This window comes from Kaistella antarctica (assembly GCF_900109615.1).
In the GTDB taxonomy this organism is placed as follows: Bacteria; Bacteroidota; Bacteroidia; order Flavobacteriales; family Weeksellaceae; genus Kaistella; species Kaistella antarctica.
The window spans coordinates 605,750-619,737 of the sequence record NZ_FOIX01000002.1; the positions used below are offsets into that span (position 1 = coordinate 605,750).

Here is a 13,988-nt window from a genome sequence, read left to right on the forward strand (position 1 = left end):
AATGCGTTAAAAAATTTCTCTCTGCGAAGCCGGCAATAAACTTTATCTTACGAAATATAGATAATCGTACTTGTTTGAAAGTTTTTAGATTTTGGGGAAGTTTTTTAACCAGAGTTTCTACGTCTTGACCTTTTGATAGTTTATTCAAGGACTAGCTATTTAGCAAAATCAGTCTGGGAATCGAATAGAAAAGCTACAAAAAAGATACCTATAAACGCTGTTGCAAGAAAATTATTAAGTCTAATGCATATTCGATGAAAAAATGATGACGGTTTTAAATCAAATTAAAAAAAAAAAACTAGACAGGGTTGCGCTTTCCTACACGGGATGAAAACAAAACTCTTCTTAAAGTAGTCTATGTAAATATCAAAAAATATTTTAAAACTAATTTTGTGGCTTTTGTAGTTAAAAATAAATGTAAAAAACCTCACGTTTCCGCAAGGTTCAATTATCAATTTATTGTACGATTTCAAACATCAATCGTCCAAACATCCTACATCTTCTCATTCTTAATTTCCTCCACAATCTCCGGATTCAAAAGGGTAGAAGTATCACCGAAATTGGCAAAATCACCTTCCGCAATTTTACGCAAAATACGGCGCATGATTTTCCCGGAACGGGTTTTTGGCAGCGCAGAAACAAATTGAATTTTATCCAGTTTCGCGATCGGTCCAATCGTATCGGAAATCACACCATTGATTTCTTTTCTCAAATTATCTCTATCGCGGTCTTCACCACTGTCTTTCAACATGACGAAACCGTACAGCGCACTTCCTTTTACATCGTGCGGATAACCAACAATCGCAGATTCTGCCACCGCTGGATGTTGATTGACACTGTCTTCAATCGGTGCTGTTCCGAGGTTATGACCAGAAACAATAATCACGTCATCAACTCGACCCGTGATTCTGTAATAGCCAACTTCATCTCTCAATGCGCCATCTCCAGTAAAATATTTTCCCGGAAATGCCGTGAAATAAGTTTCTTTATATCGTTGGTGATCGCCCCAAATTGTTCGGGCAATTCCAGGCCACGGAAATCGAATGCATAGATTTCCATCCACCTGATTTCCGGTAATTTCATTACGTTTATCATCCATCAAAACGGGCTGAATTCCTGGTAATGGTAAAGTCGCGTAAGTCGGTTTTGTCGGAGTGATAAATGGCAATGGCGAAATCATAATTCCTCCAGTTTCTGTCTGCCACCAAGTATCGACAATCGGACATTTTTTCTTGCCGACGTGATCATTGTACCAGTGCCAGGCTTCATCATTAATTGGTTCACCCACGGAGCCAATCACTCTTAAACTCGACAAATCGTGCTTCTCCACCCAGTCGTAAGATTCTTTTGCCAAGGCACGAATCGCCGTTGGTGCCGTGTAAAATTGCGTTATTTTATGTTTTTCAATCACTTCCCAAAAACGATCTGGCTCCGGATAAGTAGGTACTCCTTCAAAAATAACGGTCGTCGCTCCGTTTGCAAGCGGTCCGTACAAAATATAAGAATGTCCTGTAATCCAGCCGATATCTGCGGTACACCAATAAATATCGTTCTCTTTATAATTGAAAACATTCTTAAAGGTATACGCTGTAAATACCATGAAACCTGCCGTTGTATGCAACATTCCTTTCGGTTTTCCAGTCGAGCCAGAAGTATACAAAATAAACAAAGGATCTTCCGCATCCATGATCACGGAAATAAAATCAGACGGCGCTTGGTCATAAAGTGGCGCCAACCAAAGATCTCTTCCTTCCTTCATTTTCACTTCGCCACCCGTCCTTTTTACAACCAAAACTTTTTCAACAGTTGGACATTTTTCAACGGCTTCATCAATAATTCCTTTCAAATCAATTGATTTCGCACCACGGAAACTTCCATCAGAGCAAACGATCACTTTCGCACCGCAATCGTTCACTCTCGACTCAACTGCATTCGCCGAAAATCCTGCAAAAATAACGGAGTGAACTGCACCTAATCTTGCACAAGCCAACATCGTCACTGCCAATTCTGGAATCATTGGCAAATAAATACAAACTCGGTCGCCTTTCTCCACACCTAAATCACGCAGCACATTGGCCATCTTGCAAACACGGTCGCGTAAGTCCTTGTACGAAATATGCTGCGCCTCTTCTTTCGGATCATTCGGTTCAAAAATAATCGCCGTTTTATCACCACGCTCATTTAAATGCCGGTCAATACAGTTTTTCGTAATATTTAGTTTCGCATTTTTAAACCACTCAATCTTCGCATTTTCCATATCGTAGGAAACCACTTTCGACCAACGTTGGTACCACACGAAATTCTCATCAGCCACTTTATCCCAAAATTTCTTCGGGTTTTTAATCGATTTTTTGTACTGTTTAAAATAGTCCGGCAAATCGTCTATCACATAATTTTTCATAATATATTATTTTTTTTATTTCTAATTTTATTTCGGAGCCAAGAACCTGCTATCCGCTCATACTCCTCACGCCAAGGCTTTCCCAAAGCTTGTTCCGGGGTAACCGCTACTATCAGGGCTAGTTACGACCCGTTTTATTTATGCCAATTTTCGTTTAAATATAAATTCATTTTTTTCATTAATAGATTCATAGGGCTACATTCTATGCTATTGATTACGCCACTTCGTGGCTGGATGAAGGATTTCGATTTTCCTCATTAATTCATCTTTGATGAATCTTAATTTTACTTAATTTCTTAATGGTTAAATTTTTCAATGGTTTTATTTACCAAAAATCCTTTGCTAAGTGAAACGCCTTTGCGTCCGTAATTCTATGCAATATGTTTATAAATTCTTTGCGTCTTTGCGTTAAAGTATTTCCTTACAAATTCACACAACAATTTACAAATACTTCTTTTTATACTCATCCATTTTCAACTGCAATTCCTCCACAACACTTTCATCATCAATCGTCGACGGCATTTGATATTCCTTTGCATCCAGCATCGTCCGAATTAATTTCCTCAAAATTTTACCCGAGCGAGTTTTCGGTAGTCTATTCACTACCAAAGCATTTTTCATACTCGCCACCGGACCAATTTTCTCACGCACTAAATCAACAAGTTCTTTTTCCAATATTTTTTCATCGGCTTGTGACCCAGATTTTAAAACCGCAATCGCAAAAGGAATTTGACCCTTCAAATCATCATCGATTCCAACCACGCAACATTCAGCAACTTCTTTATGTGCTGCCACCACTTCTTCCATTTCCGCTGTAGAAAGTCGATGTCCGGCAACATTAATCACATCATCAACTCTTCCGGTCACGAAAACGTAACCATCTTCATCTTTAATTGCGCCGTCGCCCGAAAAATAATAGCCCGGAAATTTTGCTAAATATCCAAACTTAAAACGTTCCGGATCGCCCCAAATTCCCATCATCGCTCCAGGCGCTAAAGGAAGTTTGATGACCAAATAACCTTCATGATGCGATTCCAGTTCATACCCTTCTTCACTAAAAATTTTGATATCATATCCCGGAATTGGTTTTCCAGCGGAGGCTCTTTTGATTTTAACGTCTTCGACTCCAGGCATTAATCCTAACATTGCCCAGCCAGATTCTGTTTGCCACCAATGGTCGATGGCGGGAACTCCCACAAATTCTTCAAACCAATCAAGAGTTGCAACATCGCATCTTTCGCCAGCGAGGAATTGGGTTCTTAATGATGATAAATCATATTTTTTAATGAGTTGTCCTTCTGGATCCTCTTTCTTAATCGCTCTAATTGCGGTCGGTGCGGTAAACATGGCGACTACTTTATGCTCTTCGATCACCCGCCAAAATGTTCCGGCATCTGGCGTTCCGACTGGTTTCCCTTCAAAAATTATGGTGGTATTCCTATTAATTAAAGGTCCATAAACGGAGTAACTATGTCCTACTGCCCAACCAATATCGGATGCCGCCCAGAAAGTTTCCCCTTCTTTAACGCCATAAATATTTTTCATCGAAAACTTCATCGCAACAGCATGTCCACCATTATCGCGAACAACGCCTTTCGGTTTTCCTGTCGTTCCAGATGTGTACAAAATGTAGAGTGGATGCATAGATTCTACGGGAACACAATCGGCTGGTTCAGACTCAGTCATCAACTTTTCGAAATCAACCAATGAAGAATCATTTTTAAAATCGACACGGTTTCCTAAAAGTTTTCGATCAAATGCCACGATATGTTCTGGTTGATGTTCCGACATCGTAATTGCTTCTTTCACAAAAGGCAAGTACGGAATTCTACGAGAAACTTCCATCCCAGAACTCGCAGTAATAATTGCTTTCGGATTACAGTCATCAATTCTGATCGCTAATTCCTGCGGTGCAAATCCCCCAAAAACAACAGAATGCGTGACGCCTAATCTTGCGCAAGCCAGCATGGCAAATACGGATTCTGGAATCATCGGCATATAAATAATGGCCGTGTCGCCTTTTTTTAAACCTAATTTTTTAAGCCCTCCAGCAAATTTTGAAACGTGTTCTAAAAATTGACTGTATGTATATTTAAAGATTCTATTGGTCACGGGTGAATCATAGATAATTGCAGTTTGATCACCAAATCCATCATTAACATGTTTATCAACCGCCAAAAAACAGGTGTTCAATTCACCGTCTGCAAACCAAGTCGGATAAGTTTCACCATCGTCGGTTAGGATTAGTGTTGGCTTTTTAAACCACTCGATTTTATCTGCCTGTTCCGCCCAAAATTTTTCTTTGTGAGCGATACTTTCTTTAAACATTTCATTTGCGTTCATGATATTTAGGTTTTAGGTAGTGGGTTTTAGGTTGTTGGCTTATAGTCTGAAGTCTGAGTTTTATTTTTGCTAATTATCTTTTCCTCATTATTTATCAGCCAAAAGTTCTTCTACTCGTTCGGTCAATTTTTTAATGGAGTAGGGTTTTGTGATATAATCATCAGCATCTAAATCCATCCCTTTTTTAATATCGGCTTCTCCAGTTTTTGCAGAGAGGAGAATGATTTTAATTCCAGAAAGGTTTTTATCTTTCTTAATTTCAGCAAGTGTAGTATATCCATCAACGATGGGCATCATAATATCCAGTAAAATCAGGTCGGGAGTTTCAGTTTTTAAGAGTTCTAGAACTTCAGATCCATCTCTGGCAATAAATACTTCATAACCCGCTTTGCGAAAGGCATATTCTAAGGTCATGATGATCTTATGTTCGTCGTCGGCGATTAATATCTTTTTCATAGTTCTATCTTTTTGGCCGCAGGTTTCGCCTACGGTTATTGTTGTTAAACGCTGCGCGTTTCTACTTTTTTGAGCGACCGCGAAGCGGTCGAATTTCTTTGCCGTATGTGAAACTTACGGACAAGATTTATAAAAAATATTTTTCATCAAATTCAATTTCATTTTCAAGCAATAATCTTCGGTATTCAGATTCAAAGTCTTCAGCATGGTGATGTTTTTTTTGATTTTTAATATATGTAATGATCATCTCCTTATCTCTGATGCAGTAGGTAAATGCGCCATAACCTTCTTGCCATTCTTCGAAGGCGGGAAATAAACCACTTTGTTTCATCCAAATATTACTCGCAACTTTAATGTCTTTTACCAGATCGCTCAGTCGAACGGTTGGATGCAAACTCGTGAAAATATGGAGATGATCTGGCATTCCATTAATTCGATATAATTTACATTTTTTGTTCTTAATAATTCCCCAGATGTATTTGTACAATTCCTCTTCGTGGTCAGAATTGATGTTTGGTTTTCTATGTTTTGTAGAAAATACGATGTGATAATATATTTGGGTGTAGGTTGACATTTTTTATCCGTGATTTTCTGTATCATTTCCGTAAGTTTCACATACGGCTATTATTGTTGAACTCTTCGAGTTCTTTATTTTGTATTTTTCCGCACGTTTCACGTACGGTTATCATTGTTGAACTCTTCGAGTTCCTTTACCTTTACAATAGGTAAATAAATTTCAAATGTGACTCCGATTTCCTTATTTTTCACCTCAATATCACCATTTTGTGCAATCATGATTTTCTTGCAAATTGCTAAACCTAAACCACTTCCAACGGGTTTACGAAGGTTTTGATTTTTAGATTGATAAAATTTATCAAAGACGAATTCCAAGTCTTCTGTCGGGATGGTTTTACCAGTATTGAAGATGGAGATTTTCAACTGATTGTCTTTCTCCTGAAATTTCGTTTGAATCATTCCTTGATCGTTGGTGAATTTCAAGGCATTTCCTAAAATGTTTTGAAACACTTGAATCATTCTTTGTTCGTCATATTCAAAAGTTTCATTTTCTAAAAGATGAACTTCTGAATGGTGAAGATGTCGTTGATCGAAAAGATGAATTAAAGGCTTTAAGGCTTTTTTAAAGGTCTGATTAATATTATTTTCTTTAATATTCAATGAGATGATACCCGTTTCCAGTTTGTCTAAATAAAGGATATCATTAATAATTTCGCTTAATCGGTCTGATTCAGAGATAATGTTTTCTAGGAAATCCTTCTTCAATTCTGCAGGCATATCATCATCATCAAGTAGAATTTCGCTGGTAGCCCGAATTGCGGTAAGCGGGGTTCGAAGTTCATGCGCCACGCTGTCTAGGAAATCATCTTTTTGTTGGTCTTTTACAATTAAATGTTCGTTCGCATTTTGCAATTGATCAGACAGTTTCAGCAACTGTGAAGATTGTTCACTTAATTGTTTATTGATCGAAATGTTTTCCTTCGATTCTTCTAAAATTTTCAATACTTCTGGGAGCGATATTTTATCTTCTTTGGTTACACCTTCAATTAAAATTTTTGCAGAGGCCGTACCAATTCTACCACTTAACAGGTTTTCCGAAAACTTAATGAAACGGGAATCTGCAGTATCATTTTCATCGGTAATTTTATACTTTAAATTAAAAATTTTGAGTGCCTGCTGCGTTTTTTTCTCACCCAGAAATTGAACTAAAATCTTTTGAATGTCTGAGATATTTGCCGTTCCTTTCCAGATGTAAGCGTTTTCGTGATTTTGAATATAATCATTGATATCGACATAAATCTCAGCGTAATTTCTTTCACGATAATCCGAAACTGTACTTGCAGAAATAATGGTGAACAAAAGCCCATTAACCAAAATACTCCAGAAGAAAATCTGTGGAATCGGTGCTAAATAAGGAATATTAAAAAAACTAAAAAATGCACTGTTATAGAAACTGCTTTGCTGATAAAAGTCTGAAAAACTTGGTAATACTAAACCTAAATAACAAATCAGTCCACCCGCAATGATTCCTGTAATCGCACCTAAATATTTACCGCGTCGCCAGAAAATCGCCCCAAAAAATGAGGGTGCCAATTGCGCAATTAATACAAAAGAAACCAAGCCAATGCTGTATAAACTTTTTCCTAAGATCAAATATTTATAAAAAATAAAACTGATCAAAATCAATAAGAAAATACTGATTTTTCTAATGTTAACAATGTTTTTATTGTTGTCTGTTTCAGAACTTAATTTAAATTGATCGAGCCAGCCGTAAGGAATGATGATATTATTTGAAAGCATAATCGACAATGAAATACTCGAAATAATAATCATTGAAATACACGCGCTTAAACCTCCAAAAAAGACCATTGTTGAGATGATCGTATTTCCAAATTTTTGTGGAATGAGAATAGAATAGAGTTCTGGATTGACGTTCTCACCAAAAAATAAAATCTTTCCGCCCCACGCAATGGGGAAGACGAAAAAGTTAAAGATTAAAAGATAGAGTGGGAACAACCAAATTGCCGTTCTGATGTGTTTCTCTTTTCTGTTTTCGATAATCGCGGTGTGAAATTGTCTTGGTAAAAGAAAAATTGCTGACATCGAAAGCATTGAAAGCAAGAACCAATTGAATCCACCTTCTAAACCATTAAAGGAATTCTTTGCTGCAAAGTCTGGTAGTTTTTCGGCTTGTTTATAAATATCTTCAAAACCATTAAAAACCCCATAAACCACGAATATTCCGAGGATGATGAAGAAAATTAATTTTAAGAAACTTTCAACTGCGATGGCTGAAATAATTCCTAATCTTTTTTCTGAGGCATCGACATATTTTGTTCCGTAATACGCTGAGAATAGAGCAATTATTAATACGACATATGTTGCTGAATCAAAAAACATATTTGAAGTTTGATCTGTTTCCGTCATCAAATGGAAGGTTTCAGAAATCGCTTTGATCTGCAGACCGATATACGGAATGATCGCAAACATACACATCAGCGCAATAATCGCACTTAAGGAGCGACTGTTTCCATATCTTAAAGAAATAAAATCTGCAATGCTACTGATCTTATTGACGCGAGAAATTCGGATAATTTTTGAATTAATATAAATCCAAGACGGAATAATTATAATGGGACCAATGTAAATCGCCATATACTCCAACCCTTGATTTGCTGCCACACCGATACTTCCGTAATACGTCCATGCCGAGCAGTAAACCGCCAATGACAATGCATAAACGTATGGATTATTGACCCAAAAACTGCTTCTTCTTTTCTCCGCGAAATATGCGATGAAGAACAGAAGACCCAGATAGAGTACAACCAGTGCAAAAAGCAAATAACTATTCATCGAATTTTTTAAAGATAATAAACGAAGTGATACACGATGCTGCCCAAACTAAGAAGATGTAAGCGTAAATGATCGGTAAGCCAATTAGGTTTTGCGAACTATTGAACAAAAGCAAAACCGGCGCATTGAATAAAATAAACAATGCGATACTTAAAATAACCAGTTTTTGTTGATGTCTTTTTTTCATTTCTAAACTAAATATAAAAACAACGGGAAACGAATTTCCCGTTATTTTTTAATCTTGAATTTTGACTATATATTTTTATCCGCGTACTCTCCTGTAAAGGAATACCAACCGAAGATCCCCAAGCCACCGACGATAATCGGCATTAAAACGGTGAGGATAATCCAACCGAAAACATTGTCGTCTTGTTTATCGGACATTATTTTTGGAATTCCGAACATCGTTAAACCGTAGTAGGCGACTACCAGTGCTAAAAGTATCCAGACAATTCCTAATATTTTTTTTACTTGATCCATTTTTTTTGTTTTTTAAAGTTATAATAATTTTAAAGATAATTTGTAAAAGGTATTATTTAAACTGCAGGATTTTCGACCGGTGTTTCTTCTACAAATTCATCCTCTGATAAACTTTTGTTTTTGGTTTTTAAGTAGATAGTTCCGATGACTAAACAGACTCCGGCAACTACAATCGGATACCATAATCCTTCGAGATACCATTCAGAATGTCCAGCATCTTTTCCAGAGGTGACGAGATAAGTTGCGACTGCGGGAAGCAATCCTCCAAATATTCCGTTACCAATGTGATAAGGCAATGACATTGAAGTGTATCGAATTTTCAATGGGAACATTTCTACTAGGAAGGCTGCAATTGGCCCATAAACCATCGTTACAAAAACAACTTGAATAAATACAAGCAAGATGAGTAACCATCGGGTATCCGGATTGACCGTAATTGCTTCTTTGATAAGTGCTGCTTGCGGTTTTCCTTCGATCATGATTGGTCCTGCTGCGGCCCAATGAATGATACTGTCTCTTTTCATTAAAGTTCCGTCTGTAAATACTTTTTCCTGATGGTAAGTAATCATACTGTCCGCCGGAATTTTTGCGTGAACTTTTGCCGTTCTTTTTTCTGTTAAACCATTTTTCTCAATGACTTTACTTTCAATGTTTACTGAGTTGTACATCGCTTTGTAGATCGGTCGGTAAGCGATTATCGCCAGCAACATCCCAATCATCATAATAGGTTTACGACCCACTTTATCAGACAGCCAACCAAATAATACAAATAGCGGAGTCGCCACGAAGAGTGCCAAAGCCATCATCGTATCTACTTGTGCAGATTCAATATTCATTACTTTCTGCATAAAACTCATGGCGTAGAATTGTCCGGTGTACCAGATAACTCCTTGTCCCATTACGGCTCCAAATAAAGCAAGTAAAACGAATTTGAAATTGAATTTGTTTCCGAAACTTTCTTTCAAAGGATTTTTTGAAGTTTTACCTTCTTTTTTCGCTTTGGCAAACAAAGGCGATTCTGCCATATTCCGACGGATAACATAAGATACACCTACCATTAAAATTGAAATCCAGAATGGAATTCTCCAACCCCAACTGTCAAATTCTTCTGCCGAAAGTGAGGTTTTGGTTACCAAAATCACGATCAATGAAATGAATAAACCTGAAGTTGCAGTCGTTTGAATCCAGGAGGTCCAGTATCCACGTCGATGAGGTTGGGAATATTCGGCGACATACGTTGCGGCGCCTCCATATTCTCCACCTAAGGCTAAACCTTGTAAAAGTCTTAAGATTAAAACCAAAACTGGTGCAGCGTAGCCAATCGTTTCATATTCTGGGACACAACCAATTAAGAAGGTGGAGAATCCCATGATCAAAAGCGTTACCAAGAAGGTGTATTTCCGGCCGATGATATCACCCAATCGACCAAAGAATAAAGCTCCGAAAGGTCGAACTACAAATCCTGCAGCAAATGTTGCCAAGGTAGACAAGAAGGCCGCAGTTGGATTATCTGCCGGGAAAAATTTAGTGGCTAAAACCACGGCTAAGCTTCCGAAAATATAGAAGTCATACCACTCAATCAGCGTCCCGAGTGAGGAAGCCATGATGACGCCCCAAATCGTTTTATTTTTCTTTTTCTCTGCAACATAAGTATCATGCTCCTGCTGGGTTTTGAACTTTTTGGCCATAATTTATTTGTTTTTGTTTTTTAAAATTTTGCTTAGAACAATAAGTGAGAATTATTTCTTTTAATTAAAATGAATACATCACTCTAACCATTGCACGGAAATTACCAACATCTTTCATGTTGTTTTGGGCTGTGGCTTCAGGACTTATATCGCCCCATTTTGCGGCAGTATATTCGAGTTCAGGAGAAACATTAAACTTGTTTTGTTTAAAGTCGACTCTTGCAGACGCACGCCAAACGGCATCCAAAACTCTCGCCCCAGAAACACCTCTGATATAAAGATTTTTGTAGCCAGCATCAACACCAGAATTCTTCGTATAACCAAAGAAAACTCCCGGCGCCACTTTTGGATTTGCACTCGCAACATCAATCCAAAACGCAGAAGTTTTGGTTGGTTTATAAGATTCCTGTCCGTTCGGTTCTGTGTATCCAGCGAAACCACCGAGCATTACCAAATGATGCAGATTTCCGCCTGTGATTCCGTAAAGTTTAGTAATGATTTTATCGTTGGCATATTTAAAATAACCGAAATACATATCAGAATTCACCGTTTGATCTGATACTAAACCGCCAGATTCAATAACAGGTTTCAGAGACTGGTATTCAGCGCCAAGTCCGGTCGTAACTGTTTTTGTTTTATATTGTAATTGTCCGTGAAAAGTCGGAATCGAAGAATTGAAAGTCGCGCTGTTGACAGAAGCACCAACCGCATTTGCAGTTTGGAATTCGCGGTCCTTATAGGCTACAAGAGTTAAAGTTAATTCGGGAGTCAGTTTCTGAGCAACTTTAATTTGACCTGCCCAACCAAATGGATTGAATACAATCCCCGTGTTAAAGTTGGCAACACCCGGAAATACATCAGTGATAAAAGAAGGATACCAAGTTTGTCCGAAAGTAAGTGCAGTTTTTGGCCAGGTTAGTGTCGCGGTCGCGTGTCGAAGTCTCATTAATCCCGTACTTCCACTTCCTGCTGAGGTTTTGTTGAGTTCAGTGTTACCGAAGAAATCTGCTTCGATATTTCCGGTGGCTTTCGCTCCCCAAACATCTGGACCTTTAAATCTGATCCCGACTCGAGACGTAATCGCTAGAAAGTTACTTCCTCCCGCGGCATTAATATCTTCTCCATTTGCATCTAATTTCTCATCAAGTGGATAAAGATTGAGATGGAATTCCCGAGAGTAGGCAGATTGTCTGCTGTCAAAATTATATTCAGTGCGAACCCAGCCATATAATGAGGCATCCCATTCTTTGGGTTTATTTTTTTCGGCTTCTAACGCTTCAATTCTTTTTAAAAGATCTTCGTTGGTAGGAGTTTCTTGTGCGATGATCCAATTTGAAAAGAATAAAGAAGAAACGATTCCTAATAAAACAGTAGTTTTCTTCATGAATTAATATGTTTTAGTTTGTTTTCTTGTCGAAACGAAATTGAAACTAAAATTTTAATTGAAGAAATTTAATATATATCAGTGTAATGAGTATATATCAAAGAATGAAAGAACGTTGATGTTACTAGAGAACTATCTTTTGGAGAATGATGAGAATGAGTTAAAAGTGATAGGATATAAATTAGTGCTATTCTTTATATTGCATATCAAATAGATAGATATAATTCAAAATTTTATTTTTTAAATCTTTCCCATTTAATCATCATGTATTTATCTCCGAATTCCGTAATCACTAAGCCAGAGCCTTTCAGGTTTTCTTCCTTTGACATGTATTCAATCAACTCCGTTTGTTTAAAGACTTTATAGACAGGATGAAAATCAGAATGTGGGGGCCGCGTGATATTATATTTTTTGATCCAGGAACTTACGGTGTTGTGAGAAACGCCAATAATGCGTTCAATCTCCCGATAACTTAAACCTTCTAAATAAAGTTGTAAGGCTTTAGTGACTACATAATCATCGATTTGCTTACCTAATTTTTTGACGGTGAAATAATATTTGCAGTCTTTGCAAAGAAACCTTTGCCGTTCGTTGATAATACCACTTTTCACAATGTTTTTCTGATTGCATTTCGGGCAGCAATTAGGCATAACTATATCTTTTTAGCAAATATATAATAAATTAGCAATGTTTTAAATTTAGTGCTTATAGTTTTATTTAATTATTGTGACTTTTGAAATAAAATTCTATCTTTGCACCTAATGAAAAGAAGATTTCCATTAGACGATTTACATAAAGGCAGCAATGCCGATATTCACGATATTTATTAATACAACGAAGTCATTTTGGCTTCGTTTTTTTTTGATTTAAAAACTAAAATTATGCTCAGAACCGCCGATTTATCCGTAGAAAAAATTAACAAATTGCTTCAGGAAGCCGATGAGTTTTCCAAAGGTAAAGTGTTGAAAGCCAAAAAAGAAATCTATGTTTCCAATCTTTTTTTTGAAGACAGTACCAGAACAAAAACAAGTTTTGATGTTGCCGAGAGAAAGTTAGGTTTAAATGTTGTTCCTTTTGACATCTCAGCAAGTTCCGTTAATAAAGGGGAATCACTTTATGACACTGTGAAAACGATGAAAAGTTTGGGAATTGATCTTTGTGTGATCCGTCATAAAAAAGAGAAATTCTATGATGAGTTCAAGGAAATTGATATCGCAATCATCAATGGAGGAGATGGAACTGGAAATCATCCCTCTCAAAACATTTTAGATTTAATGACCATTCAGCAGGAATTTGGAAAGTTTAAAGGTTTAAAAGTTGGAATTGTTGGAGATGTAAAACACAGTCGCGTTGCGAATTCAAATGCTGAAGTTCTAAGAAAACTTGGTGCTAAAGTTTACTTCTCCGGTCCGGAACAATGGTTTAATGAGGGGACAATCATTAATGGAACTTATTTAAATATCGATGATTTAATTAAAGAAGTTGATGTTTTGATGTTATTGAGAATTCAGTACGAAAGACATGAAAGCGACGAGAAATTAAACGTTTCACCAGAGAAATACCATCGCAAATTTGGATTAACCAAAGACCGCGAAAAAGCGATGAAAAAAGAAGCCATCATTATGCATCCAGCACCCATCAACAGAGGAGTCGAGATTGATGATGAATTGGTAGAATGCAAAAGATCGAGAATTTTCAAACAAATGGAAAACGGTGTTTTCGCCCGAATGGCCATTTTAAAAACAGCTTTAGAAGCAAAAGGCTTTGAGTTCGAGTAAATAGAAAAGAGCCAAGTACAAAGTAAAAAGAACCACTTATTACAAGATATATGTTTTATTAAATAAGGTTTCGCGTCAACAGAGCTACG

The 13,988-nt window shown here is 37.1% G+C and carries 11 protein-coding genes; 1 reads left to right on the forward strand and 10 read right to left on the reverse strand.

Translation table 11 applies throughout. The features are described 5' to 3' along the window. Window positions 1–493 precede the first annotated feature (493 nt). The 10 genes from acs to BMX49_RS07535 form a co-directional block, all read right to left on the reverse strand. Entirely contained in the window at window positions 494–2,401 is a 1,908-nt protein-coding gene (gene acs, locus BMX49_RS07490; protein WP_034716308.1) for an acetate--CoA ligase, read from the reverse strand. A 441-nt stretch (window positions 2,402–2,842) separates the two neighbouring features. Beyond that, window positions 2,843–4,744 carry an AMP-binding protein gene (locus BMX49_RS07495; RefSeq protein ID WP_034716306.1) on the reverse strand — a complete coding sequence of 634 codons (1,902 nt, stop codon included), beginning with the start codon at window positions 4,742–4,744 and terminating at the stop codon, window positions 2,843–2,845. Between the two features lie 87 nt (window positions 4,745–4,831). Then, entirely contained in the window at window positions 4,832–5,200 is a 369-nt protein-coding gene (locus tag BMX49_RS07500; protein WP_034716304.1) for a response regulator transcription factor, read from the reverse strand. A 127-nt stretch (window positions 5,201–5,327) separates the two neighbouring features. After that, window positions 5,328–5,774 carry an IS200/IS605 family transposase gene (gene tnpA, locus BMX49_RS07505; protein ID WP_034716302.1) on the reverse strand — a complete coding sequence of 149 codons (447 nt, stop codon included), beginning with the start codon at window positions 5,772–5,774 and terminating at the stop codon, window positions 5,328–5,330. Window positions 5,775–5,872: 98 nt separating this feature from the next. Next, window positions 5,873–8,569 carry an ATP-binding protein gene (locus tag BMX49_RS07510; protein WP_034716300.1) on the reverse strand — a complete coding sequence of 899 codons (2,697 nt, stop codon included), beginning with the start codon at window positions 8,567–8,569 and terminating at the stop codon, window positions 5,873–5,875. Beyond that, window positions 8,562–8,756, reverse strand: a complete 195-nt coding sequence (locus BMX49_RS07515) for a hypothetical protein (protein ID WP_034716298.1) — start codon at window positions 8,754–8,756, stop codon at window positions 8,562–8,564. The genes BMX49_RS07510 and BMX49_RS07515 overlap by 8 nt, the downstream gene beginning before the upstream one ends. A gap of 65 nt (window positions 8,757–8,821) precedes the next feature. Continuing rightward, a complete protein-coding gene (locus tag BMX49_RS07520; RefSeq protein WP_034716297.1) occupies window positions 8,822–9,049 on the reverse strand; it encodes a DUF6814 family protein in 228 nt (75 codons plus the stop codon). A 56-nt stretch (window positions 9,050–9,105) separates the two neighbouring features. Continuing rightward, on the reverse strand, window positions 9,106–10,737 hold the full coding sequence (locus BMX49_RS07525; RefSeq protein ID WP_081864321.1) for an MFS transporter: 1,632 nt from the start codon (window positions 10,735–10,737) through the stop codon (window positions 9,106–9,108). Window positions 10,738–10,801: 64 nt separating this feature from the next. Then, window positions 10,802–12,121, reverse strand: coding sequence for a hypothetical protein (locus BMX49_RS07530; RefSeq protein WP_034716296.1), 1,320 nt, complete (start codon window positions 12,119–12,121; stop codon window positions 10,802–10,804). Window positions 12,122–12,354: 233 nt separating this feature from the next. Next, a complete protein-coding gene (locus BMX49_RS07535; RefSeq protein WP_034716294.1) occupies window positions 12,355–12,771 on the reverse strand; it encodes an IS1/IS1595 family N-terminal zinc-binding domain-containing protein in 417 nt (138 codons plus the stop codon). A gap of 231 nt (window positions 12,772–13,002) precedes the next feature. On the opposite strand from BMX49_RS07535, the gene BMX49_RS07540 reads away from it, so the two are divergent. After that, window positions 13,003–13,899 carry an aspartate carbamoyltransferase catalytic subunit gene (locus BMX49_RS07540; RefSeq protein WP_034716292.1) on the forward strand — a complete coding sequence of 299 codons (897 nt, stop codon included), beginning with the start codon at window positions 13,003–13,005 and terminating at the stop codon, window positions 13,897–13,899. Window positions 13,900–13,988: the final 89 nt, after the last annotated feature.